General features: G+C 38.9%; 21 protein-coding genes. 13 read left to right on the forward strand and 8 right to left on the reverse strand.

All coding sequences use genetic code 11. The features are described from left to right. Positions 1 to 219 precede the first annotated feature (219 nt). Both AC2INI_RS07605 and AC2INI_RS07610 read left to right on the forward strand, forming a co-directional pair. Positions 220 to 351: a hypothetical protein gene (locus tag AC2INI_RS07605; RefSeq protein WP_122034466.1), complete on the forward strand. Its 132-nt coding sequence runs from the start codon at positions 220 to 222 to the stop codon at positions 349 to 351. Between the two features lie 154 nt (positions 352 to 505). Then, positions 506 to 1,987 carry a carboxypeptidase M32 gene (locus tag AC2INI_RS07610; protein WP_486304503.1) on the forward strand — a complete coding sequence of 494 codons (1,482 nt, stop codon included), beginning with the start codon at positions 506 to 508 and terminating at the stop codon, positions 1,985 to 1,987. Positions 1,988 to 2,062: 75 nt separating this feature from the next. On the opposite strand, the gene AC2INI_RS07615 is transcribed toward AC2INI_RS07610, so the two are convergent. Continuing rightward, complete coding sequence (locus tag AC2INI_RS07615; protein ID WP_486304504.1) at positions 2,063 to 3,109, reverse strand: DUF1214 domain-containing protein; 1,047 nt, start codon at positions 3,107 to 3,109, stop codon at positions 2,063 to 2,065. A 101-nt stretch (positions 3,110 to 3,210) separates the two neighbouring features. Between AC2INI_RS07615 and AC2INI_RS07620 the strand changes: the two genes are divergently transcribed. The 3 genes from AC2INI_RS07620 (at position 3,211) to AC2INI_RS07630 (ending at position 5,906) form a co-directional block, all read left to right on the forward strand. After that, positions 3,211 to 4,089, forward strand: coding sequence for a LysR family transcriptional regulator (locus AC2INI_RS07620; protein WP_486304505.1), 879 nt, complete (start codon positions 3,211 to 3,213; stop codon positions 4,087 to 4,089). Positions 4,090 to 4,410: 321 nt separating this feature from the next. Next, positions 4,411 to 5,526 (forward strand): threonine synthase, encoded by a 1,116-nt coding sequence (locus tag AC2INI_RS07625; protein WP_486304506.1) that lies wholly within the window; start codon positions 4,411 to 4,413, stop codon positions 5,524 to 5,526. 2 nt (positions 5,527 to 5,528) lie between these two features. Further along, the gene (locus tag AC2INI_RS07630; RefSeq protein ID WP_486304507.1) at positions 5,529 to 5,906 is read left to right on the forward strand and encodes a RidA family protein; all 378 of its coding nucleotides are present in this window, start codon (positions 5,529 to 5,531) and stop codon (positions 5,904 to 5,906) included. Positions 5,907 to 5,910: 4 nt separating this feature from the next. Here the strand turns inward: AC2INI_RS07630 and AC2INI_RS07635 are convergent, their stop codons facing one another. From AC2INI_RS07635 to AC2INI_RS07645, 3 genes are all read right to left on the reverse strand, one after another. Beyond that, positions 5,911 to 6,756 (reverse strand): LysR family transcriptional regulator, encoded by an 846-nt coding sequence (locus tag AC2INI_RS07635; protein WP_486304508.1) that lies wholly within the window; start codon positions 6,754 to 6,756, stop codon positions 5,911 to 5,913. A 420-nt stretch (positions 6,757 to 7,176) separates the two neighbouring features. Beyond that, positions 7,177 to 9,642 carry a three component ABC system middle component gene (locus AC2INI_RS07640; RefSeq protein WP_486304509.1) on the reverse strand — a complete coding sequence of 822 codons (2,466 nt, stop codon included), beginning with the start codon at positions 9,640 to 9,642 and terminating at the stop codon, positions 7,177 to 7,179. After that, a complete protein-coding gene (locus tag AC2INI_RS07645; RefSeq protein WP_486304510.1) occupies positions 9,639 to 10,775 on the reverse strand; it encodes a hypothetical protein in 1,137 nt (378 codons plus the stop codon). The genes AC2INI_RS07640 and AC2INI_RS07645 overlap by 4 nt, the downstream gene beginning before the upstream one ends. A gap of 633 nt (positions 10,776 to 11,408) precedes the next feature. Between AC2INI_RS07645 and AC2INI_RS07650 the strand changes: the two genes are divergently transcribed. Then, positions 11,409 to 12,470, forward strand: coding sequence for a BspA family leucine-rich repeat surface protein (locus AC2INI_RS07650; RefSeq protein ID WP_486304511.1), 1,062 nt, complete (start codon positions 11,409 to 11,411; stop codon positions 12,468 to 12,470). A gap of 148 nt (positions 12,471 to 12,618) precedes the next feature. Here the strand turns inward: AC2INI_RS07650 and AC2INI_RS07655 are convergent, their stop codons facing one another. After that, complete coding sequence (locus AC2INI_RS07655) at positions 12,619 to 12,846, reverse strand: hypothetical protein (RefSeq protein ID WP_486304512.1); 228 nt, start codon at positions 12,844 to 12,846, stop codon at positions 12,619 to 12,621. A 136-nt stretch (positions 12,847 to 12,982) separates the two neighbouring features. On the opposite strand from AC2INI_RS07655, the gene AC2INI_RS07660 reads away from it, so the two are divergent. Beyond that, positions 12,983 to 13,258 (forward strand): DUF3081 domain-containing protein, encoded by a 276-nt coding sequence (locus AC2INI_RS07660; protein WP_486304513.1) that lies wholly within the window; start codon positions 12,983 to 12,985, stop codon positions 13,256 to 13,258. 1 nt (position 13,259) lies between these two features. Next, positions 13,260 to 13,799 (forward strand): CIA30 family protein, encoded by a 540-nt coding sequence (locus tag AC2INI_RS07665; protein ID WP_486304514.1) that lies wholly within the window; start codon positions 13,260 to 13,262, stop codon positions 13,797 to 13,799. On the opposite strand, the gene AC2INI_RS07670 is transcribed toward AC2INI_RS07665, so the two are convergent. Further along, positions 13,762 to 14,649 (reverse strand): LysR family transcriptional regulator, encoded by an 888-nt coding sequence (locus AC2INI_RS07670; protein WP_486304515.1) that lies wholly within the window; start codon positions 14,647 to 14,649, stop codon positions 13,762 to 13,764. The two genes, AC2INI_RS07665 and AC2INI_RS07670, sit on opposite strands and share 38 nt — an antisense overlap. A 133-nt stretch (positions 14,650 to 14,782) precedes the next feature. Between AC2INI_RS07670 and AC2INI_RS07675 the strand changes: the two genes are divergently transcribed. Beyond that, positions 14,783 to 16,468: an amidohydrolase gene (locus tag AC2INI_RS07675; RefSeq protein WP_486304516.1), complete on the forward strand. Its 1,686-nt coding sequence runs from the start codon at positions 14,783 to 14,785 to the stop codon at positions 16,466 to 16,468. 53 nt (positions 16,469 to 16,521) lie between these two features. On the opposite strand, the gene AC2INI_RS07680 is transcribed toward AC2INI_RS07675, so the two are convergent. Further along, positions 16,522 to 18,141 carry a GTPase family protein gene (locus tag AC2INI_RS07680; RefSeq protein ID WP_486304517.1) on the reverse strand — a complete coding sequence of 540 codons (1,620 nt, stop codon included), beginning with the start codon at positions 18,139 to 18,141 and terminating at the stop codon, positions 16,522 to 16,524. Beyond that, positions 18,128 to 19,225, reverse strand: coding sequence for a YcjF family protein (locus AC2INI_RS07685; protein WP_486304518.1), 1,098 nt, complete (start codon positions 19,223 to 19,225; stop codon positions 18,128 to 18,130). The genes AC2INI_RS07680 and AC2INI_RS07685 overlap by 14 nt, the downstream gene beginning before the upstream one ends. Positions 19,226 to 19,621: 396 nt before the next feature. On the opposite strand from AC2INI_RS07685, the gene AC2INI_RS07690 reads away from it, so the two are divergent. The 4 genes from AC2INI_RS07690 (at position 19,622) to AC2INI_RS07705 (ending at position 23,642) form a co-directional block, all read left to right on the forward strand. Then, positions 19,622 to 20,041 carry an Hsp20 family protein gene (locus AC2INI_RS07690; protein WP_105054892.1) on the forward strand — a complete coding sequence of 140 codons (420 nt, stop codon included), beginning with the start codon at positions 19,622 to 19,624 and terminating at the stop codon, positions 20,039 to 20,041. A 214-nt stretch (positions 20,042 to 20,255) separates the two neighbouring features. After that, the gene (gene dnaK / locus AC2INI_RS07695; protein ID WP_486304519.1) at positions 20,256 to 22,154 is read left to right on the forward strand and encodes a molecular chaperone DnaK; all 1,899 of its coding nucleotides are present in this window, start codon (positions 20,256 to 20,258) and stop codon (positions 22,152 to 22,154) included. 142 nt (positions 22,155 to 22,296) lie between these two features. Then, entirely contained in the window at positions 22,297 to 23,319 is a 1,023-nt protein-coding gene (locus tag AC2INI_RS07700) for a J domain-containing protein (protein WP_486304520.1), read from the forward strand. Between the two features lie 152 nt (positions 23,320 to 23,471). Continuing rightward, entirely contained in the window at positions 23,472 to 23,642 is a 171-nt protein-coding gene (locus tag AC2INI_RS07705) for a hypothetical protein (RefSeq protein ID WP_486304521.1), read from the forward strand. The last annotated feature ends 34 nt before the right edge of the window (positions 23,643 to 23,676 follow it).

Below are 23,676 nucleotides of genomic sequence, written 5' to 3' on the forward strand. Positions count from 1 at the left end.
ACTGAAGGTTATATTAATATATCGATTAAATAAATAATTACTATCTTTTCCTTTCAGTCTATAAATTTGAATAAATACTCTACATATATTTATACATTTCATTTATTTTGCACGTTTATATAAAATAAGCCATATATCGATCTATTTGACCCTGATATGAAAGTTATCTCTAGTGAAGAGCGATAAAGTACACGCATTCATATCTGGGGGGGAATAATTATGAATCATGTAACATTAGAATATCAAGTAATGGGTTTTGGCAAATGGGTTTCAGCAACTGTATCTACTGAGATCGCGAACAAGCTAGCTGAAGAGTACAAATCTTACGGCTGGCCTGTAAAAATTAGCTAAACCACTTTCACTATTTGTGAAAATGTATGCCTCGCTTAATGCGGGGTATTTTTTTGTCTGTTTAATGTCATTGATTACTGTAAATATTTTACCTAGCGATAAACATAGAGTTACAATCATTAAAAGTTAGAATAATTAAAATGAAGGAATATCTATGAGCCATTACCAAAAACTCGTTCAACACCATTTAAAAATCTCTCGCTTTGAACATCTATCTGCCATTTGTGGGTGGGACCAAGCTGCTGTAATGCCATCGGGTGGTAATGAAGCGAGATCAGAAGCCATGGCTGAGCTGTCTGTTCATCTACATCAACTTGGTAATGCCCCGCACCTAGCAGAATGGTTTGATAAAGCAGAATCAGAATCTTTATCGACTAATGAGCAAGCAAGCCTTCGTGAAATGAAATCTCAATGGCAACAAACCACTGCCCTACCAGAAGCTTTAGTCGAAGCACAATCTCTTGCAGGTTCTAAATGTGAACATGCATGGCGTACTCAGCGTGGTGAGAATGATTGGGCGGGATTCAGTAAGAACTTTGCAGAAATTGTCGCGCTATCAAAAGAAGAAGCTCAGATCCGCGCAGACATAACAGGATTAACGCCTTACGATGCCATGCTTGATTTATACGAACCAGGAACCACCACAGCCAAACTTGATGTGGTTTTTGATAACGTAAAAACATGGCTGCCAACACTTATCCAGCAGCTCCAAGAGAAACAAGCGACAGAATCTATTCATTTACCAGAAGGCCACTACCCGACAGAGCAACAGCGCCAGCTGAGCTTAGATGTAATGAAGTTTCTAAATTTTGACTTTGACCATGGCCGTCTTGATGTCAGCATGCACCCTTTCTGTGGCGGCGTTCCTACCGATGTTCGTATTACCACGCGTTACGATGACAGTGATTTTGTGCAATCATTAATGGGCACGGTACATGAAACGGGTCATGCACGCTATGAGCAAGGGTTACCAAAAGCGTTTGCAGGGCTACCAGTAGGACAAGCTCGTTCGATGGGCATTCATGAATCACAAAGCCTGTTTTTTGAAATGCAATTAGGCCGCAGCCAAGAGTTTATTGCTCAACTGTCTCCTTTAGTTGCTAAACACTTTACTCAGGCTGATCCAAAAATCATTGAATCAAGTAACCTGCAAAAAATCTACACACGAGTAAACCCAGATTTTATCCGTGTAGATGCTGATGAAGCCACTTACCCTGCTCACGTTATCCTTCGTTATGAAATTGAACGTGACTTAATGAATGGTAAAATCGAATACACAGATATCCCTGAATTATGGGATACAAAAATGCAGCAGTACTTAGGTTTATCAACTAAAGACAATTACAAAAATGGTTGCATGCAAGACATTCACTGGACAGATGGCAGCTTTGGTTACTTCCCAAGTTACACATTAGGTGCAATGTACGCAGCACAGTTTATGGCAGCAATGAAAAAAGAAGTAAACGTTGCAGAGCAGATCTCGCAAGGTAATCTAGAACCAATCTTTGCCTGGCTAGATAAGAACATTTGGAAGAAAGCATCCCTACTCTCAACAGATGAGTTGGTTAAACAGTCGACAGGTGATGTGTTGAATCCTGAATTCTTTAAAGCGCATTTAGAGAATCGCTATCTTTAACGAATTAAGGAGCAGTCTATAGCTGCTCCTTTTTTATTGATACTCCAAGTTATCTCGTAAAAGCTCTACCGCTATCTATTTAACTGCTTTTACTGTCGGTAAGATACGAATTTCACCGCTACGTACTTTATCAGAAGCTTGATAATGACGGACGCCTATATTGAATTCCGCGGTTTCATTCGCAGTTACCAAGTTATTTATCGCACCATCACCACAGCCGAAGCTTACTGTAAAAGTACCATCATTATTCATATCAGCATTGTAAGAGTTGATGTTTGCTTTCTCATTAAACATAAAACCTTTGCCGTTATAAACAGTGACTGACCAGAACGCTTTATTTTCTGGATTTTTAAAGGTTGCTTGATAGCACGTACTGCTTGGGTAGTTATCTGATACTTCATACACATTATCAATTTTTTGAGCACCAGCCCAACCGATAGCCGCCCCAACGGTGTACTTCTCAAGGGTATAATCTTTAGCTGAAGCATCAAGTGGATCTGTGAACATACCCGTAATTGCTTCAGCACCATCACGGTTACTAATAACCCCCATTTGTGCCTTCAGTTTATTCTCGACTTCTATGAATTTCTCCATATCAAAATTGATAGGTGTAACGAGTTCAGCACTGTTAGCATCAATGCGCATTTTATCTTGGATCTCTTTCGCTTCTGCTTCCGTAAAACGAGAGTCTAAGCGTGCAAATACAATCGCGTGTGTTTGTGAATCATCATGAGTAGAAATCTCATACGTACCAGCTCCGTACTTCATTGCTTGTATACGGTGATCTTCAGTAATTACTTGAGCTGAAATGTACTTATCGCCCACATCAGGCAATGTATATGTAGCACCTTTAGAAATATCTACAATGCCCCATGAGTAATAGGTATCACGGTTAAGACGTACCACTTTTTGTTCATCTAATTGCGTTAATTGACGACGGTGCGCAAACTTATTCATACCACCTGCTTCAATCGTCTTGTTAACCATTTGGCGATTCGTCTCAAGTGTAGGGTAATTATCAGCAGTTACTGTCACCTTAGTTGTTTGCTCAGCAAAGGATTCAGTTGCAAATAAGATTGTGCTAGCAGAAATGGTCAAAACAAGTAGTGATTTTTTAAACATAAGTTCGCCTTAAATTATTCAGTTCAGAAGATATGTTGGCGATTATAAGATATCCTAAATGAACTTCATCTATAATCATATTTTCCAAAATGGAAACCATTATGAATCTTAACTTTCTCCGCACCTTCATAAGCATGATGGAATTTAAAAGCCTTAATGCTACTTCTCAGGTTCGTGGCATAAATAAAAGCGCCGTAAGTAAGCAGTTAACAAAACTATCTGAAGAGATGGGATACAGTTTATTCGAGAGAGGAGAAAATGGCTTAGAAGCAACACCAGAGGCCATTAAACTCTATCCTTTAGCTCGCCAGCTTATTACTCAGTTTGATCAAATGATGGTCTTAGATGAATTCGATAGTGCAAACTATGATAAGCCAATTAAGGTATCAATCGCTTCTTCTCTTATAGAAAAATATGGCTGCAATCTGTTTGAAAAATTACAAGTTGCATTTCCAAATGCCTCAATAGATATCAACACATGGCGTCAAACTACCGCGCAAGACTTGCTAAACAATGAGACTCATTTAGGTATCCATTATTCAAACCCGACGGTATCTGCATCTCTATATCAAAAAAGGATGTTTGATGATGAATACGCATTTATAGTCAGTAAAAATCAGCCTATCCCTACTTTTGAAGAGGTCCTTTCATGGCCATTTTTAGCGATAACAAGTACTGGTTGGAATGACAACCGTTACCGTTACCGTTTTATTGAGAACTTGAGCAGCAAAGGGATTGATCTTTCATTTATAGGAAGCATTGCAAGTGTTGGTGTGGCATTAGAGTACTGTCGAAAACCTGGATTTGCTTGTGTTATTCAAGCTTCAAATCAATCATCAGAACATACTAAAATCAAAATACCAGATACATATAATATGCCATTAAATGTCGTTTCGTATGTAAAAACATCAGACCGACACAGTCCATTTACTAAGCTGTTATTAAATATCGTTCATTCATCTTTATCGGCAAGTAAATAATCTATGCGAACTACACACTGAGTGCAATGAGACAAACCGTAGATGTAGAGAAGCAAGTTTCTTTAAAGCGCACTTAGAGAAACTCTATTTAGGGTAAAAACTAGAAGTTAATTCGCCGCTTTACTTTAAGTAATTAAAAAATAGATGCAGATATTGGCTGCATCCATTTTTTTTTCATAACCAATTAATAATTGCGTCTACCTATTCCATTCAGGAATAGAACAAATACCGATCTTTCCTTTATAAAATAAAAAAATCGCCCGTAGAATATTTCTTCTAATTCATCAAACTTAGAAGTGATCATCCATGAAATACATCTGCATGGCGTGTAATAAAGAATACGCACCTAAACCTGAACTCATAAAATGTGAATGTGGCTTTGCCTTATGGGTTAAACCTCAAACGTCATTTAGTAAAAAAGATCTCATAGAAAATGAATTCACACCTAGACGCTATTCTAGTGCTTTCCCAATAAAAAAAGACGATATCAACATCACTTTCAATGAAACCATCACACCTCTTTGCCAAGCTGAAATATCAGGAACTCCAGTACTGGTTAAACTTGATTCGCTACAACCAACAGGCTCATTTAAAGATCGAGGAGCCTCTCTTGTAATCAACTACCTTAACAACCATGGAATAACGAGCATTGCTGAAGACTCAAGCGGTAATGGAGGAAGTGCTTATGCCGGTTATGCCGCTAAAGGAAACATGCAATGCAACATATTTGTGCCTGCTGGAACATCCAAAGGAAAGACGACACAAACGCGATTATACGGCGCTAACTGCATTGAAATAGAAGGAACAAGAGAAGATGTTGCTCTAGCCGCAATAGAGAGCAGCGCCACTCATGGAAGTCATTATGTTGGGCATAACTGGCACCCCCTATTTATCGAGGGAGTCAAATCTATCGCTTATGAAATATGGGAACAATGTGGGTATAAAGCCCCTGATAATTTTGTTGTTCCCGCAGGAAATGGAAGCCTATTAGCCGGAGCATATATCGGTTTCTCTGAATTATTAAAAGGCGGAGAAATAAGCAAACTCCCTCGCCTTTTTGGTATTCAAAGTGAAAGCATTCAGCCGTTCGTTCAAACCTTTAACAATAAAGAAATCAACATTACTTCAGAAGATACCATTGCTGAAGGTATTAAGATTAAGCGTTCATCACGTATGAATGAAATCCTTCAATTTGTCAAAGAAACGAATGGGAATTTTATTAGTGTTAGTGAACAACAAATCCAATCAGCATTAAAAGAAATGGGATCACAAGGATTCTTTATCGAACCAACATCAGCGACGGCATTTGCAGGAATCGCTCAGCTTATAAAAACGCAAGAAATCAAACCTGACGAACTCACCGTTGGTGTCGTAACCGGAAATGGACTCAAGGCAACAAAATCAATTGAACATTTAATCAATGATATGAGAGGTTAATAATGAAATATATTCAAACTAAAAATTCATTAAAAGCAGCAGGACATTACTCTCAAGCGATAGCACATAATGGATTAATTTACGTATCAGGCCAATTACCAATTAACCCAAACACAGGGGAAAAAATAAACGGTGATATAAGCCAACAGACCCGTCGTGTATTAGATAATTTGAACACAATTATTGAAGAAGCAGGAAGCGATCTTCAACAAGTATTAAAACTGGTTATCTACATTTCAGACATTGATATGTGGGACACGGTTAATGATATTTGCAAAGAATACTTTATGGATCATAAACCGGTGCGAACCATAGTACCAACCAGAGAACTGCACTTTGGATTAAAGATTGAAGTCGATTGCATCGCTATATGTGAATAACGCCTCATAACTTAATATTGACGTGCTCAGAAAGTGCGGTAATGACTTTCTGAACTCGCTCTAATCGATAATTATTTTGTCTGGTGCATATGTAGATGGGTCTAAAAAGCGGTTTGAGTTCGCTATATTGATATAAATAACGCGCTTCTATATTTATTGCTTTTATTACCGAAAAAGGAATCAGTGCCGGAGCAGTTCCTTGTAATGCTAAATGGGCTGCTGCGGTATATGAATCTAGCTCCATTATAGGGTTCACTTTTAAAGCTTCTAAAATAACCGACTGATGAGTATTCGCACTGTTTGTCAGATCCGTTGTTATCAATTCATTAGGTAGCTTATCCAAATGTTTGTTACTAACAACATAAAATGGTTCATCGAAAAGATGGAAGCTTAATAATCCATGCCCAGATGGTAAATATCCTGCACAAAGGCCTAGCGTCGCTTTTCCTGATTTTACATTTTCGACAATTCGTGGCGTGTGATTCGTTGTGACGGTCAAATTTGGATCATCATGAAAACATGTTGATAGCGCTTGGCTAAAATACCCCGCCACAAGCGTTTCAGAGCAATCAATTCTAAGTAAAGAATCATTCGCTAAGGCTTGTTGTTCATATATGCGTCCACAAAGTTCGCTAAACGTTGGAGAGATATTATCAATTAACGATTTAGCATCAGCCGTGAGTGTGACATAACGACCATTAGGCTCTATTAATTTTTTCCCTAAACGCTTTTCTAGTTTTGTAATACGCTTACTCACCGCAGATTGACTAAGGTACAGTACGCTGCCTGTACGACTCATTGTCTTCTCTTTACTTAAAACTAAAAGTGTTTCAATACCTTCAAGTAACATCGCATTATCTTATGAAAATTAGGAATAGTTAACTCAGTTTATCTATGTTTTATGATGCTTGCAAAAAAGTTGGTTAGGAATGATTTGTTTATCAAACCTTGAAAACAACCCTGAAACAATCTTAAACGGCATTCATTTTGTAATTGGTTTTTGAGTACCATTTTATCCCCGATAAGGGATAATAACTACTTTATCCTCGATCGGGGATATTGCAAATATGACGGGGTATGTTGATTATGGAAGAATATCTCGTATCAAAAAATGGATGTAATTATTTAAAATTACATCCATTTTTATATTAATTAGCTTATTTTTGGGAAAAACATTTGATTATAAATAATGTTCGGGCAATAGTTGCTAACCTCAACAAAAATAAATCAGTATAAATCTCGTTGACTCAACTCACATTACTACCCAGGATCATTCTTCAACAGGGTGAATCAAACCACGTGTTCGCCATCTGTTATTATTAACTAACGAATCAAATGGTATATCATTAGATAATTCCAAATTATCTGCATGATCTGTCACGATAATTTGTGGGCTAAAGCCGTAATTTCTTTTTAATTCATTACAGTAGATTGAAAGTTGACTAAATAAGTTTTCAACAGCTTTTATATCTTCATCAATAGGTCTATCTTTATTTGTTCTTTGAATTTCTTCCTTACTTTTTTGCTCTTCGAAACTATTAGAGTTATCGCGAGAAAAATCTGGAAAATATACTTGCGTTGGCTGATCCAAGAACAGTATTGAAGGAATGGCACATTTATCACCCAGCTCAACGAAATGCTTATGCAATGCTAAAAATAGAGTTACGTGGCAGTACAACCAATTTGCCCCACTGCCCATTGACCGTAGATAGATTTTTTCGTTTTCTGGCGTTAAATGATAGAGATCAAACGTTTCAAATGAAAAATGAAGATTGATGGGCATATAGCTGGCTTCAAACGAAAAATACTGACCAATTTCACGCATATATTCGTTTACCTTAGCGGATGCTCTTTCTAAACCTTTTTGTACATCGAATTGTTTAAGCTCATCATTAATCTTCTTAAGTTGTTTTCTTACCTCTTTGATTTCCTTTTCAAGCTCTGCATCGTCAGCCATGTTGAGGTTATCAAGAACTGCAAATAACTTTGCCTTCTGCATCACAACACTTTCATACAAACTCATTTGTTCTGCTAATTGCTTATCTGTTTTCTCGATTTCCGTTATTTGTTGGTTTAGTTCAGTCAAAGCCTTGCTGACAACTTCAATATTGCGCTGTACGTCAACCAATGAAGACTCAAACTTTGCTTTCATCGGGCGCGCTTGAGCAAGGTTACCCGATACCTTGGTGATGGCCTTTTGTAGTTTTTCTGCACTTTGTCTCAAGCTATCTTTTTCAGTATGACAAAACGGGCAGACCGATGCTGATATATGAACATGCTTAGGTGAACTAAACTGCTTTACGTTATCAACAAACCGTTTTTCTTCTTGAATATGTTTAGTAATTGACGATGCTTGACGCTGTAACTTCCTTAATTCGGCATTTTTTTGATTACGTGCCAGTTTCAACTGATTGTATCTTTGTGTGGATGCATCGGAATTATAGTTAATTTTATCCGAAACTATGATGCCATCGAGTTGGTCTTTAGCATCTTGTGAATGGCGAAGCATCTTATCTAATGATAAGGGTTCATCTTTAAACCCCATCAAGGCATACAGCTGACTCAAAACTGGGCCGACTTTTTGTTTATAGCTTTCTGAGGTACGCTTGTTGGTTTCTTTTTGGCGCTCTAATCGTCTAATTATTGCGCTAATTCGTTCTTTTTCTTGTGATAAGTGAAAGAAATTTTGGTCGACAAGTCCTAAAAAGATCTTAGTATGCTCAATAGCCTGATCTCGCTTTTCTTTCTCATCGAATCGATAAAACAACGCATGTTTATTAGCAACAAGGTTTTGATGTTGAAGCATAAATGATGAAAAGCTACGCACCGATGGTGTAGGCGCTTTTTGATTAAACCGCCGATTGGCTCTGGCAGCCAAAGATTCATCGACATCGTCTATATCTAAGAAAAACTCCCTTAAGTGCTTCTTGAACTCATCTAATGGGCGAAAATAGCTGGCATTGAAATAATCATGACCAATATCTTCAGTATTGAATACACCAACGCGACGAAAGAAGGCTTTCGATGCAATAGCAGGATCTCGCGCAATCACTATATCTTGTTCGTTAACAGCAAGCGCTACATAATAAATAGCTGTACTAGTTGTAATAACGCCTTTGGGTATAGTATTTTCACCACTGCCAAAACAATAGTCAAAAATTTCAATTAAAGCACTTTTTCCTGTCGATGACTTACCAGTAACAACGTTAAGCCCAGCCTTAAAATTAACCGGATGCTTGTTGCCTTGCTTATCAATAACGCCAATTTCATGAATAAGTGTATTCATCGTGGTTTCACTCCTAAAAATGCATAAATATCGACCACTGAATAATCGCCCTAGCTTTTCTGCACTTTTTTGACAGGTAAAGACTGAGTCATAACCATCACCCTTGTGAAGGAATAAGCCTTGTTCGTTTACCGATAACCAATCATTGATTAAACAGTATTGAATGCATAGTTCGGTTAAGGCTTGAAATCCGTCAATTCGCTCTTGAAGGTCATAGAGCTGGGTGCGGTCGTTGAAAATAGACCAAATAGAGCTCTTTTTCTTTTCTCCAAACACAGCACCAGAAATCTTTTTATTATAAACAGGATGACTACAGAGTGGGATGACCAAAGGGGCTAGCAATAGGTTATTTTCAGACTCATCAATCGCCGTATAAAACGACGCTAGGTAAGGACCATATTCAAACGGGTTGTATTTTAACTCATACAGAGCATCGACAATACTGCTCATAGCTCAACCCTCCATTTCAAATTGCGTTCTTCATCATCCATAGCGTCGTGAATAAGCCCATTTCTAAAAGCAAAGCCAGGGTTTGGATAGCCTTCGATGCCAAATGGCATTTCGCTAGTTACTTGATCGTATAAGTCCTGAGATATCGCCGTTGAGCTACCTTGTTTGCGGCTCGCCATACGATATTTCGCAGAAAACGTACGAATCCATTGCTCACGATATCGGCTCACAGTATCCCTGAATTGTGGATAGCCATTTAACTCCTCGATCAATGAGTTCCTTAGCTCCAGCCAGCTACCTATTGCTTCGGGCAGTATAGCTTCATGCTTAATTTCAAGAATTTTCTGAGCAAACAATTCCATAATATACACTTCAACTTCTTCTTCTGTTGCATCTCTGTAGGTGAAGTCTGGAATAGTAAATAAAGTAGGCCCCCATTTTGCTGTTAAGGCTTCTCGCTTTTGGTCAAACGTTATCTTATTTATTACCCATTCTGCGCCATTCGCCTGTTCATATATAAAACCAATCAGCCCTTCAGCAAAGGCTTGCCTATTAGAAAGCGGAATGTAACCACTAAGTTTATTGCAATAACTCTTTTTTAGTGTTTCTGAATCTTCAGATTCCACATGCAATACAACTTTGGCGAGGACGGCCATCAAGTCTTCACTAGCAGTATCTAACATTACATATTTCTGTAATTTTATGATTCCTAATATTTTATTTGCATTAAGCTGCTCTTTGGTGCGCTCTGAAAAAATATCTTTAAGCGTAGTAGAACGTTGCTCGACAGTTTGTGTATTCCAATCTTTTAGACGAGTTTTTGCGCCAAAGGCTTGAGTCGTGTGCAGCACTAAAAGGCCATATTGCGAATGGTCAAACTCTGGAGCCAACCAGTTCTTAAGGGTTTTCCAGAAGTTTTCGTGGTGATCAGTTAGTGCTGCTGCGTAGTCTTTTACTTCTGTTTGAATAGATGCTAAAGCATCCGGCGAAAGCAGGCTCACGTCACCATCTTTTTCAAACCAAACGGACTGGCCTTCTTCAAGCGAAAAACACTTATCCAAGCCAATCAATACTTGGTAATGAAAGGCTAGTGCAGTTGTTAAGGCTGCATTCTTAGTTTGTCCTTCGCTCATGCCTTTCTAGTCCTCATACTCACTTATAAAAGTGTATTAAATTTTTAATTACAGACAAACAGCATTGTGCAACTACAAATTGTTTCACATAAGCTATTATTCGAGAAAACATATGCTCTTAAGTCATTCAAACACTTATGTCTAATCTTCTATTTTAAATAGACCATAAACACCCACACACTACGGTCTAAAAAACTGAGCCATCTTACCGCACGACGGTATATATCACCTACAAATAACAGAGCAAATCCACCACTATTTTTGAAAACTGCTTACAAATTCACAAAAGTTAACTTAGCTCAAATACAGTCCGTTATTTATTACGCAAGACTACAGCTAATTCTCGAGGTATTTCACACTTTAGTGCTAACTACACATCATGCCTTCAACTAACCCTACGCTCACCTCGAAAGAAAAAACCTATCCTTAATCGAATATAAAGACACTTACCCTACTTTTACTTAAAAAATCGATACTTTACCTCAGAGATCATAGGTAAAAGTAGATAGAAAAATCGTATCAAAAATAAATGTTAAATAACCAAACGTTATAAAAAAGTCTGATTTGTAATACTTTTCAGTTAGCCATGCCTATACTATGTAAAGTTATTGTTAGACAAGGAGGTTTACCAACATGCTATTTATTCACTACTTAAAAAATACCTTTTCTGCTCAATTAGCTGCAATGTTATTTGTTTCAGTATTACTTACAGCCTGTAATGAAAGTGGAAGTGATATAGAAGACACTCAGGCACCATTAATCCAATTAAATGGAGAGAGCCAAGTCATTATCGGTCAAGGGCGTCCATATAATGAATTAGGGGCTACAGCAATTGATCTTATTGATGGGGCCATACAAGTAAAACTCCCAACAACATCTGTAAATACCGATACGCTAGGTGATTATGAACTAGTTTATACGGCCAGTGACTCTCAAGGAAATCAATCAACAGCAATACGGATAATAAGTGTTGTTGAGCCTCGCTCTTTCATTACGACTTGGAAAACAGATACCCCAGGAGGTAAAAGTCTTGATAACCAAGTAACTATCTCAACGAAGTTTAATGACCACAGTTACGATTATAATATCGACTGGGGAGACGGACACATTGACTATAATCAAAGCGGAGATATAACCCATACCTATGCGGTAGCGGGTACTTATACTATTAGTATTAATGGTACTTTTCCGCAATTAGCTAGCTATTTATTGGATGAGAAAAAGCTGCAAACTCTTGAGCAATGGGGCGATATAAAATGGAAATCGTTAGCTGACACTTTTTATGGTGCGCAAAACCTAATAAACAATGCCTCTGATACCCCAGACCTAAGACTAGTTACCGAACTCGATTATATGTTTGCTGAGACTAATTTATTTAATGCAGATCTAAGCCGTTGGGACGTTAGCAATGTGACGAGTTTCTATTATATGTTCGAGAATGCGGACAGTTTTACTGGTGATATTAGTTCGTGGGATATTAGTAGTGTGACAAATATGGTTGGCATGTTTAACAACCTCACACTGACAACTGAGCGTTACGATGCTTTACTGATAAACTGGAGTAAACAACAAGTACAAAGTAACGTGACATTTGATGCTGGTAACAGTCAGTTTTCAATTGAAGCACAAGCCGCAAGAGACATTTTAGTCGTAGATAAAAACTGGATTATTGATGATGCAGGCCTTGCGCCTTAACAAAGCCTTCTATTAATTGTTGGCATACATCAGATAAGGTATGCCAACAATAATCGCTTCAATATCAGGTTTTCCGTAAAAATAAATCATATTGAGGTCAAATAAGAGATTATTTCCTAACTCTTTTAATCTCAATTTTTGAAAAAGCCTACAACTCCTCAATATTCAACAACAACTGCTCCGCTCTATCTAATATAGCTTGCTGCTGTTCTTCTGATTTTTTATGCCAATTTGCATAGACCATTCTGGTGCGGGGATTATTATTAAACGCCTCAATATGTGTATGCATAAAGTGCCAATACAGCGCATTTAATGGGCATGCTTTGGGTTCAGTTATTTGCTTGACGTTATCAGTGACAACCAAAGCAATAACCACTTATTTAATTCACGTAGTTACCACTAACAGCGTAATCAAATCAGTTTATATTCAGAGTGATCTAGATACGAAACTAAGTCGTAGTTAACTAAGGAACAAGAATTACTCTCTCCCGTAGACAAATCAGGAGTTTCACATGGAAAGCAGACTTACGACAAAAGAGTTTCTAAGAGTATTCGATTGTATTCGCTCGAATGGCGACCGATTTGATAATAAATATTTATTCGGTGAAATATCCGCATGGCATGATTACGATGGATATACCTGTTGGCTGGACTATAAAGATGTAACCGTCACGCTGATGTTTCATGGTTCTCTCAAAATCGAATTCGACAAATCATCAAACTACTCTGATTTCACCAACCAATGTTTAGCAATGATCACGGAAAATCATAGTGTTAAGGAAAGTTAAGATGAATGAACAAGAACTTGAAATTATTGATTTTACAAACCCCAACGAATATCAAAAATGGTCAGCGATAAATGACAACGTAATGGGTGGAATTTCAATTGGTCAGCTTAACTGGGATGGAAAAAGGTGCCGATTTCAAGGTGAATTATCACTAGAAAATAATGGTGGCTTCAGTTCTATCAAGCGATATATTGAGCCTCTAGCTAAAGAAGTAAACACAATAGAATTCATGTTTATAGGTGATGGGCATACCTATCAATTAAGACTTACTACATGGAAAAATAGTAAGCGCATTCAATACAAACACGATTTTACCACCACTAAAGGTAAACAGCAGACAAAGACATTTCACTTACACAATTTTCAAGCTGTTTTTAGAGGGCGATTACTTAATCACGCTCCCGATCTTGTGGCGGAAGACATCAAGCAAGTTGGCTTTCTCATTACGAATAAACAAACATCACCCTTTAATCTAAACTTGGCTCAAATTCTGTTTAAAACACTCAAAAACTATCCCACTCCTCAATCCATTCCAGAATAAGCCCAAACACTTCTACCTCTGCTTTGCCGTAACAATAAAAGGCATTGAGGCCAAACGACACATTACTTCCCAACTCTTTTAGCTTCAATTCAACCAACTCTCCTCGATCTACGTATGACGTCATGTAATGCCTTGGCATAATTGTCCAACCGCTCTGTTTTACTAACTCACACAGTAAATCATTATTACTGACGGTGTGCATTTTCGGTGAAACTTGAATCGAGGTGAAATTCAATTTTAAAGTCGCGAAGTTCTCTGTTATGTATTGAGTATCTAGCATTAAGTTTTCGAGCTTTAAATCATCAATTAATGCCAGAGGTGAGTCGACGCCTGCAAAACAGCCAACTTGGATCGGCTTTATCGCTTTCCATGTAACTTCTTTCTCTGCAAACAACTGCCCACGATATGGCATGATAGCTATATCGCATTCGCCTTCTTGCAATTTATCCATAGCTTCCTGCCGAGTGCGATGCTTCCAATTTATAACGATATCTGAGTTGTAACCCGTCACTCGTTTCTCTATATATGTAATCAAACTGAGCGGCGTGATCACATCATAATAGATCGTAATGTTATGAACGTTAGATTCGTACAAGGCTTGGCTTTGCACAAACAGAGAGCGATTTTGCTTTTCAACTAACTTAGCACGGTGATACAAATGCTCGGCCTTCTCTGTTGGAATGGCTTTTCTGCCTTCTATCACAAACAGCGAATAACCTAACAAATCCTCATAGGCCACCACATGTTCACGTACTGTGGTTCGGGATTTTTTAAGCTTTCTTGCTGCGCTGCTGTATGAGCCTTGTTCATATACGGCAACAAAAGTGCTCACTTGCTCTAATGTATGCATTCAATCACTCCTTTGATTTTATATTTCCACCCAACTTGTTAGGTATACCCTATCATAAGTGACTTCTTTGTTTTGGTATTACATGAAAAGATATTACTTAATTTATAGTTATGGCAAAAACAGAGAGGACATTATGAAGACGTTCCCATTAAGTTTACTTGCAGGCTTTCTTGTTTCACCTTTTGTATTGGCTTCACCTGATCTGATTTTTACCAATGGTGACGTAATCACGGTGACGGGTGAATCTGATCGCGCAGAGGCTATCGCCATTAAAGATGGCATTATTGTGGCGGTAGGCAATAACCAAGAGATCCTTAAACAAAAAGGCACCACTACCCAAGTAAGAGATTTAAAAGGCAAAACCCTTGCGCCGGGATTTATCGACAGTCACGGACACTTTGCTCAATATCTGCCTTTAATTGAAAGCCCGTTTCTTTATCCTTCACCAATGGGAAAGGTGAACTCGTTTGGTGATATTGAACAGATAATGACAGCCTATTTTAATCAACCAAATCTTGATAAAAACAGTCTTCATGTGGCTTTTGGTTATGACGATGCCGAGCTAAAAGAGAAGCAACACCCAACGAAGCAGTTCTTTGATACGTTCAGTAAAGAGTACCCTTTCTGTGCCATACATATATCAGGACACCTTGCGACCTGTAACAGCAAAGGCCTAGACTTAATTGGATTTAACCAACAAAGCACGAACCCAGATGGCGGTGTGTTACGTCGTAACGATAATGGTGAGCTCACTGGCGTATTAGAAGAATCTGCCATTTATCCTATTTTAGGAAACCTACCTGAAATGACGCAAGAAGATGCGGTTCGTCGCTTTGGTAAGGTTCAGGATTTATACGCAGGTTATGGCATTACGACCACACAAGAAGGCTTAGCGACGCTTCCTGCACTTAATGCAATGAAAACCATGGCAGAGAATGATTTGCTAAAAATAGATCTGCTTGCTTATGCCAAATGGGTCGATTTAAAAGAAGCGGTAAAAATAATGCCAATGAAGTCATCAATTAATGGCTTAACGTTAGCAGGGGTGAAAATGGTGGGTGACGGCTCTCCACAAGGTAAAACTGCTTATCTCTCAACGCCATATTTTGAGCCGCCACACAGCCACGCTTATGATTATCATGGTTACCCAGTGTTAACTCAAGATGAGATGAATCAATGGGTAGATATCGCGTATCAAATGAATGCTCAGATCCTAAGCCACAGTAACGGCGATGCATCGGCAGATATCCTATTAAATGCGGTTGAGCTGGCTGATGCCAAATATGGCAAAGAAGATCGTCGAACAGTGGTGATCCACGCTCAAACCACACGTTTAGACCAAATAAAACGCATGAAGAAAAATGAGATGATCCCTTCTTTCTTCCCGGCTCACACCTTCTTTTGGGGAGATTGGCATCGTGATTCAGTGTTAGGCCCTTGGCGTGCATCTAACATCTCGCCTATGGGGTGGGCAAATTCAAATGAGTTGATGTTTACGATTCACATGGACGCCCCTGTGTTATTTCCTGACATGATGACCAATATGTGGAGTGCGATAAACCGTGTAACTCGAAGCAACCAGACACTCGGCGAGCATCATAAAATCACACCATATCAAGCGTTAGAGGCTATAACGATTAATGCGGCATATCAAAACTTTGAAGAGAAAAGTAAAGGCTCAATTGAGATTGGTAAGCGTGCCGACTTGGTGATTTTAAATGAGAACCTACTTGAGATTGACCCAATGAAGATAAAAGACATCGCTGTTTTAGAAACGATTAAAGATGGGAAAACGGTCTATCTAAATAGTGACGACTAGTCCGAGGTAAATCATCGCCACCTCTATTATTAAAGGTGGCGAATTAAAAAAAACTATTTAATTGTTTTCTTTATTGCCATTTCAGCCAGTTTTGGTGCGGCGGCTTTTAGGGCACTTGGCGCGACCTTCTTACCGACGTTAACTGCGCGTCCCAGTTGTTTTTTCAATGATGCCCCTCTCTCCATCGCTTCTTTACGCTGACGATTTCGCTGTACGTTATAAGCTTCGGTGATTTTGTCTACTAACGTCTGTTTTAACTCTTCAACACCAAAATGCGTCTTATCTATTGAGATTGATAGCGGTAAAACAAGATCGGAACACAACAGCTTTTTGTTGTATTCCATCGCTTGTTTAATCACTTTTGCTTTTGCTGCTGTTGGATGTTCTAGATCGTAAGGTGGCTCCCACTCCCAAGCCGGATTTAATCTATCGACTTGGTTTATCACTGAAATAACGGTTGGTTTTTTGCGAGAAATATTTTTTGGATCAGCATAATAGCACTCAAATTTTTCATTCAATTGCTTATCAAGATCACGAGCCGACTGATTGGCTTTTAATACCCACAGCACTAAATCCGCTTGGGTCATCTCTTTTAGCATCTGCTTTTCAGTTTTTTCGTTACCGTCGAGTCCTTGTAAATCAACCACATTCACTTCGGCTTCATTGACGAGTGCACTATAAACCGTCACGTTATCGGTAGATGGCAGTACATCCACCTCTGCGACAAATTCCTCTTTTAATGCATTAATAATCGATGACTTACCAGAGCTTGTTTGCCCGACCATCACAATCCGGATCGGCTCTAACTCTGTCGCTACTCTCTTTTCATCTTGCTTTGAAATCGTCGATGCTTGTAAATCGCCCTCTTCCAAACTAAAACGACCACTGTATAAATCAATGGCAACCGCAGCGACTTCATCTAATAACGCTTCTTTGGCTGTTTGCTGCATATCAGACACAACCCCTCTGGTCATTGATGAGGTAGCTTGCTCTCGACTGAGATCAGAAACAACTTTTAGCGGATTATAATAAAGATTTTTTGCATGATTCGCCCAGATCGCGGCTTTTACTATCTTTTGACCCACATCGCCATATTTATCATAAGCGTCATATCCAGCTTTAATGTACGAGAGCTTTAAATACTCAATACCAGGAATGTGTTCTTGCACTACGACTTTATATCGCTGGCTGATCTCTTCAAACAGTTTTAAGCCTTCAGGAATTGAGAAATCTAACGCTTTTTTATCAAACTTCGTTGCCACAAATTCAAGAACATCTAACCCTATTTCATCAAGGTTTCTCCACTCGACATTATCTTTGAGTAACTCTCTCGAATAGTGCTGTGATTGCTTCCATATGGCTACTTCATTATCAGACCACTCTTCAGAGGCTTTAACCAGACCCTCTTTAATCTCAATTTTGGCTTCTGTTTCTGCTGCCGCTTGAACGGGCTTGTTTTCTGTACGGCTTAGAATAAATAAAGGAATACTAACCGCTAACGTACTGATAGCAATGGTAATAGACAGCTCTAATAGGTAGCCATATTTAATTGCAAGAAACAGAGCGAAACCCATCATAATAATGACAGGAAGCACTGAGGAGATAATGACGATCCCCCAGCGTCCACCAGAGAGATCTGACAATAAACGATATAGGCGTTTAATCTTGTGCATAACCTGACACTTCCTTACCTTTTTTCAACGAATTCTTATAGAGATCTTGCATGTCCTGCTCTGATACGTCTTCACCTTTACTCTTATGGTAGAAATAAAAACAAGCGGCTCTGCCTAATCCATAAGTGGTTCCGAAACTCATTGCAGCGGCGGCAACAGCCCCTACGGTTTGACCATAAACTGGGATCAATTTAACCAATTGCCTTGCACCTAGTTTTACTCCATATTGCAAAGCAAAACTGCTGCCTAGAGTACCTATCAGTTCACTAAAGGCTTTCTTGTTCCACTCAACGCCGTATTGATTGGCTAAGCTATGTAACATTTTGGCTTGAATGGCAGGAACAGAAACCAATCCCACTCCTGGAATTAAATCACTTGCTGACGCACTGCCGGAATACCAAAGTACTTCCTTCTCAACTTTATCAAAGTTTGCTTCTTCAACAGTGGCGTGATCTTTATTCTCAACCATCATCCCAATGACAGGTAATAGCTTGGTGAGTTTCTCGATCAGCGCATCATAGTTATATATTGAGCCGTCATTAGTTTCGAAATCAACCGAGATTGCCTCAACATTTTTACCCCATACCTCTTTAACCTGCTGTTCGTTAAAGGTCGTTTGACGATCACGATTTGCCTTTTCACTAAGAAGTACCGCGGTATGAATCAACAACAAATGCTTAATTTTCTTTTTCTTCTTGATCTGTTTTAGTGCCGCTATGACTGAAGATTGTTCTGGTTCATCTGCTTTCATTACAACAACGAGGGCATGACCTGATTGACCAATTACTTCAAGATCGTCTTTTGGATCGTAATCTGCCTCACCTAGCCCTCTAGTATCTAAAAAGCGCATAATTGGCTTATCTTGCGGAAACTCATACGCCTCGGCGGTCATGGTGCAAGGAGCAAAGCCATTACCTATTTCAACCGATGATAATCCAGTTAAGGCTTGAATGAATGAAGATTTACCCGCACCTGTTTTACCGAGTAGCCATAAGGTAGGTAAATGCTTGCGCTGAAACTCGTGAGCTTGAGTTAAGTCTGGGTTTTTACTTGGGTTTATGAATGCTTTGATTTGATCGAACATATCATTCCAACTAATGGAAGAGAATAAAGTATCTCTCGATTATAACACCTAAAAGATCAATCATCATTGAAAGCGAATATCTGCATTAAAAATACAAACAAAAAATAATCATTAAATTTTCTAATCAAAGTATTGACACCAAAGTTTCGGAAGCATATATTGATTACATGAATTGCCATTTGGAGTTCATTGATAACTGGTTCGCCTTATTATAGGGAACAGAACGTTATCAAAATGAAGCGGCTCTACTGATTACTTATTTAAGAATAGTAGCGTTGTTTCTAACATTTAATCCTGAACCATATGTCATTAATGAGTCTATGTTGGCTCTGAATATGTGTTCTTTCTCCTCGCTTAGTGCGTCGAGAACTATTGCTTATTTTAAAGGATAGTATTATGCGTAATATCGATTTCTCTCCCCTATACCGTCATGCCATTGGTTTTGATCGCCTGTTTAATCTTGTAGAAAACAGCGCTAACAAACCATCTCAAAATGGTTACCCACCATATAACATCGAACAGAAAGACGAGAACAACTACCGTATAACCATGGCTGTTGCTGGTTTCTCTGAAGATTCGTTAACAATTTCTCAAGACGAACATATGCTGATTGTGTCAGGTGACATTACTTCATCTGAAATAAAACCAACTTACGTCTATCAAGGCATTGCAGAGCGCAACTTTGAACGAAAATTTCAACTTGCTGATTATGTAACCGTATCTGCAGCAAGCATGGAAAATGGATTGCTTCATATCGATCTTGTTCGAGAAGTACCAGAAGCCGTGCAAGCACGTAAGATTTTAATCAATCAATAACACATATTGTCGTTACTCATCGGTGATAACAAGACATTGTATTTAGTATAAAAATACAGCCCTCACCTATTGATTAACGCGAATATAGATCATCATATTTCATTGAGAATAGCGTAGACCCGTAAATAAATATTAGGTTTACGCTTATTAAACAACATCAAATTTAAATTATTTGCATTAAAATAACTAATGTGAATTCAAAGGAAAAATTATTATGGGTAAAATCATTGGTATCGACCTAGGTACAACAAATTCTTGTGTTGCTGTTTTAGATGGCGACACACCACGTATCTTAGAAAATGCGGAAGGCGAACGTACAACTGCATCGGTAATTGCTTACACAGATGGCGAAACACTTGTTGGTCAGCCAGCGAAACGTCAAGCGATTACTAATCCACAAAATACATTGTTTGCGATTAAACGCCTGATCGGTCGTCGTTTTGAAGACGAAGAAGTTCAACGTGATATCGAAATCATGCCGTACAAAATCGTTAAAGCTGATAACGGTGATGCTTGGGTTGAAGCGCGAGGCCAAAAAATGGCTGCTCCTCAAGTATCTGCTGAAATTCTTAAGAAAATGAAGAAAACAGCGGAAGATTTCCTAGGCGAAGAAGTAACTGGTGCAGTAATTACGGTTCCTGCTTACTTTAATGATGCTCAACGTCAAGCAACGAAAGATGCAGGTCGTATCGCAGGTCTTGATGTTAAACGTATCATCAACGAACCAACAGCAGCAGCACTGGCTTACGGTCTAGACAAAAAAGGCGGCGAGCGCACTATCGCAGTATACGATCTTGGTGGTGGTACCTTCGATATTTCTATCATTGAAATCGACAACGTTGATGGCGAGCAGACGTTCGAAGTGCTTGCAACAAACGGCGACACTCACCTAGGTGGTGAAGATTTCGATAACCGTATGATCAATTTCTTAGTTGACGAGTTCAAAAAAGAACAAGGTATCAACCTTAAAACTGATCCACTGGCTATGCAACGTGTTAAAGAAGCAGCAGAAAAAGCGAAGATTGAACTGTCTTCAGCTCAACAAACTGACGTAAACCTTCCTTACGTTACTGCTGATGCGACTGGTCCTAAGCACATGAACGTTAAAGTGACGCGTGCAAAACTAGAATCTCTAGTTGAAGACTTAGTCATTCGTACGCTTGAACCGCTAAAAGTGGCTCTGGCAGATGCTGATCTAACTATTGATGCCATCACTGATGTTATCCTAGTTGGTGGCCAAACACGTATGCCTATGGTTCAAGCTAAAGTGGCTGATTTCTTTGGTAAAGAAGCGCGCCGTGATGTAAACCCTGATGAAGCAGTAGCAATGGGTGCAGCAGTTCAAGGTGGCGTACTAGCGGGTGATGTTAAAGATGTCCTTCTTTTAGATGTGACTCCTCTCTCTTTCGGTATCGAAACGATGGGTGGCGTAATGACTAAACTAATCGAGAAGAACACAACGATCCCAACAAAAGCGAACCAAACGTTCTCAACGGCTGAAGATAACCAAAGTGCGGTAACAATCCACGTACTTCAAGGTGAGCGTAAGCAAGCGACATACAACAAATCTCTAGGTCAATTTAACCTAGAAGGTATCCAAGCAGCGCCACGTGGCATGCCACAAATCGAAGTAACATTCGACCTAGATGCTGATGGTATCCTAAACGTATCTGCAAAAGATAAGACAACAGGTAAAGAGCAGAAGATCACGATTAAAGCATCTGGTGGCTTAACTCCTGAAGAAATCGAAGCAATGGTACAAGAAGCTGAAGCAAACAAAGACGCGGACAAAAAGTTCGAAGAGTTAGTAACAGCACGTAACCAAGCGGATCAAATGATCCACGGTACGAAGAAACAAATCGAAGACGCTGGCGATGCACTTCCCGCTGACGAGAAAGAAAAAATCGAAGCTGCAATCAAAGCTCTAGAAGACGTTAAGTCAGGCGATGATAAAGAAGCAATCGATGCGAAAACTCAAGAGCTAGGCCAAGCAGCACAAAAGCTGATGGAAATAGCTCAACAGAAAGCGCAAGCGCAACAAGGTGCTGAAGCTGGAGCGCAACCTAAGCAAGAAGATGATGTGGTAGATGCAGAGTTTGAAGAGGTAAAATAATACCTCATTCAACAATAAGACAATCTAGATACTAAATTCAGGGCGTATTGAGGAAACTCGTACGCCCTTTTTCTTTCCTTCGTATTATCAAATCGCTACACTAACGACCACCCTTTTATTCCAACTGAATATATTAAAGTTTATGATCCGTTCTATTTTACTTACTGTTGTTCTACTTTTTAGTTTCACTACTTACGCTAACTCTTTAGAAGAGAAAGCGGAATTAGGAGATTCTCGCGCACAAGTAAAATTAGCAATGGAATATGAATCAGGTACTAATCGCCCTACCAACATTGACCACGCAATTCAGTGGTATAAACAAGCCGCAATGCAAGACAACACGACCGCACAATTTAACCTTGGTCAGATCTATAAAAATGGCTATGGCATTGCTCAAGATTCAAAACAAGCCATTTATTGGTTTACTCGCGCTGCAACGCAAAACCATCCACCTTCTCAGTTTTATTTAGGTGAGATTTACGAGTACGGATTATCAGGAAAAGTAGACTTATACAATGCATCACTGTGGTACCAAATTGCATCACACAATGGACATGGTGAAGCTATGCTTGGCTATAAACGAGTATTACACTCCTTAGCCGAACAGCAGCAAAATCCGGTCGTTGAACAACAAGAAACCACAGAAGTTAAGCCTAAAGAAGTGACACCAGAACAAACGGTTGTACCTGCGTCTGAACCCGAACCAAAAACCATCTTCATAACACAGATGGAGAAGCCGACTGCGCTTATCACTCTTGGGAGCTATTTGCTTATTGTCATAATGGTGGTTGTGCTTATTTTCTTACTATTACGATTAAAGCAGACCTTTGCACGAACTAAAGGTAATAACGCACAACAAAGCAGTTTTTCAAAATCATTACAAAATGAGAAGTTAAAGCAACTGCAAGACAGCAATGATAAATTGAAGATCAGAGCCGACGCTCAAGAGATCACGATCAAGCGTTTACAAATTGAGTTAGAGGCGGCAAAGAAATCATCTTCTTCATCATTTACTCAGTATCAATTACTCGGCATTAATATAAACAGCAGCAGTGCTGATATTAAGAAGCAGTATCGTAAGCTTGCTCAACTCCACCACCCTGATCATGGCACTGATGGTGTGATGTTAGCCGAAATAAATAAGGCCTATAGCCAAATAAAATAGTGCCACTCGTCAAAGCTACTCGACAAAAAACTCAGAAGGCCTTTACAAATTATTGCATCTCTATATAATCTGCATCACTTTTATATGTTATCAAAATGTAACAATATTCATATAGCGTATAAATTCAAAGAATAAATAATAGAGAAAGTCATATGTTTAATTTAGAAGGTTACTGCGACTGGTGTAGAAAACCAGCGATGGTATTACAGCATCAATACTGTGATGGCGCAAAGTACTACGCCTGCTCAAGCTGTAATGATTACGCTAAAATCGATATCAGAGAATACGATTTAGCTGAGATGGAAAACGTAAACCAAAAGTAATCATTTAACTCATCAGAAAAGAAGTTAAATAAAA

The organism is Aliivibrio friggae, assembly GCF_057368515.1.

Excerpts from the sequence above, each read along its gene's own strand:
- AC2INI_RS07645 (WP_486304510.1), bottom strand. The coding sequence starts at position 10,775 with ATGAGCGAAGGACAAACTAAGAATGCAGCCTTAACAACTGCACTAGCC.
- AC2INI_RS07685 (WP_486304518.1), bottom strand. The coding sequence starts at position 19,225 with ATGTTCGATCAAATCAAAGCATTCATAAACCCAAGTAAAAACCCAGAC.
- AC2INI_RS07625 (WP_486304506.1), top strand. The coding sequence starts at position 4,411 with ATGGCGTGTAATAAAGAATACGCACCTAAACCTGAACTCATAAAATGT.
- AC2INI_RS07635 (WP_486304508.1), bottom strand. The coding sequence starts at position 6,756 with ATGTTACTTGAAGGTATTGAAACACTTTTAGTTTTAAGTAAAGAGAAG.
- AC2INI_RS07680 (WP_486304517.1), bottom strand. The coding sequence starts at position 18,141 with ATGCACAAGATTAAACGCCTATATCGTTTATTGTCAGATCTCTCTGGT.
- AC2INI_RS07705 (WP_486304521.1), top strand. The coding sequence starts at position 23,472 with ATGTTTAATTTAGAAGGTTACTGCGACTGGTGTAGAAAACCAGCGATG.
- AC2INI_RS07660 (WP_486304513.1), top strand. The coding sequence starts at position 12,983 with ATGGAAAGCAGACTTACGACAAAAGAGTTTCTAAGAGTATTCGATTGT.
- AC2INI_RS07665 (WP_486304514.1), top strand. The coding sequence starts at position 13,260 with ATGAATGAACAAGAACTTGAAATTATTGATTTTACAAACCCCAACGAA.
- AC2INI_RS07620 (WP_486304505.1), top strand. The coding sequence starts at position 3,211 with ATGAATCTTAACTTTCTCCGCACCTTCATAAGCATGATGGAATTTAAA.
- AC2INI_RS07700 (WP_486304520.1), top strand. The coding sequence starts at position 22,297 with ATGATCCGTTCTATTTTACTTACTGTTGTTCTACTTTTTAGTTTCACT.
- dnaK (WP_486304519.1), top strand. The coding sequence starts at position 20,256 with ATGGGTAAAATCATTGGTATCGACCTAGGTACAACAAATTCTTGTGTT.
- AC2INI_RS07615 (WP_486304504.1), bottom strand. The coding sequence starts at position 3,109 with ATGTTTAAAAAATCACTACTTGTTTTGACCATTTCTGCTAGCACAATC.
- AC2INI_RS07610 (WP_486304503.1), top strand. The coding sequence starts at position 506 with ATGAGCCATTACCAAAAACTCGTTCAACACCATTTAAAAATCTCTCGC.
- AC2INI_RS07630 (WP_486304507.1), top strand. The coding sequence starts at position 5,529 with ATGAAATATATTCAAACTAAAAATTCATTAAAAGCAGCAGGACATTAC.
- AC2INI_RS07650 (WP_486304511.1), top strand. The coding sequence starts at position 11,409 with ATGCTATTTATTCACTACTTAAAAAATACCTTTTCTGCTCAATTAGCT.
- AC2INI_RS07640 (WP_486304509.1), bottom strand. The coding sequence starts at position 9,642 with ATGAGCAGTATTGTCGATGCTCTGTATGAGTTAAAATACAACCCGTTT.
- AC2INI_RS07605 (WP_122034466.1), top strand. The coding sequence starts at position 220 with ATGAATCATGTAACATTAGAATATCAAGTAATGGGTTTTGGCAAATGG.
- AC2INI_RS07690 (WP_105054892.1), top strand. The coding sequence starts at position 19,622 with ATGCGTAATATCGATTTCTCTCCCCTATACCGTCATGCCATTGGTTTT.
- AC2INI_RS07670 (WP_486304515.1), bottom strand. The coding sequence starts at position 14,649 with ATGCATACATTAGAGCAAGTGAGCACTTTTGTTGCCGTATATGAACAA.
- AC2INI_RS07675 (WP_486304516.1), top strand. The coding sequence starts at position 14,783 with ATGAAGACGTTCCCATTAAGTTTACTTGCAGGCTTTCTTGTTTCACCT.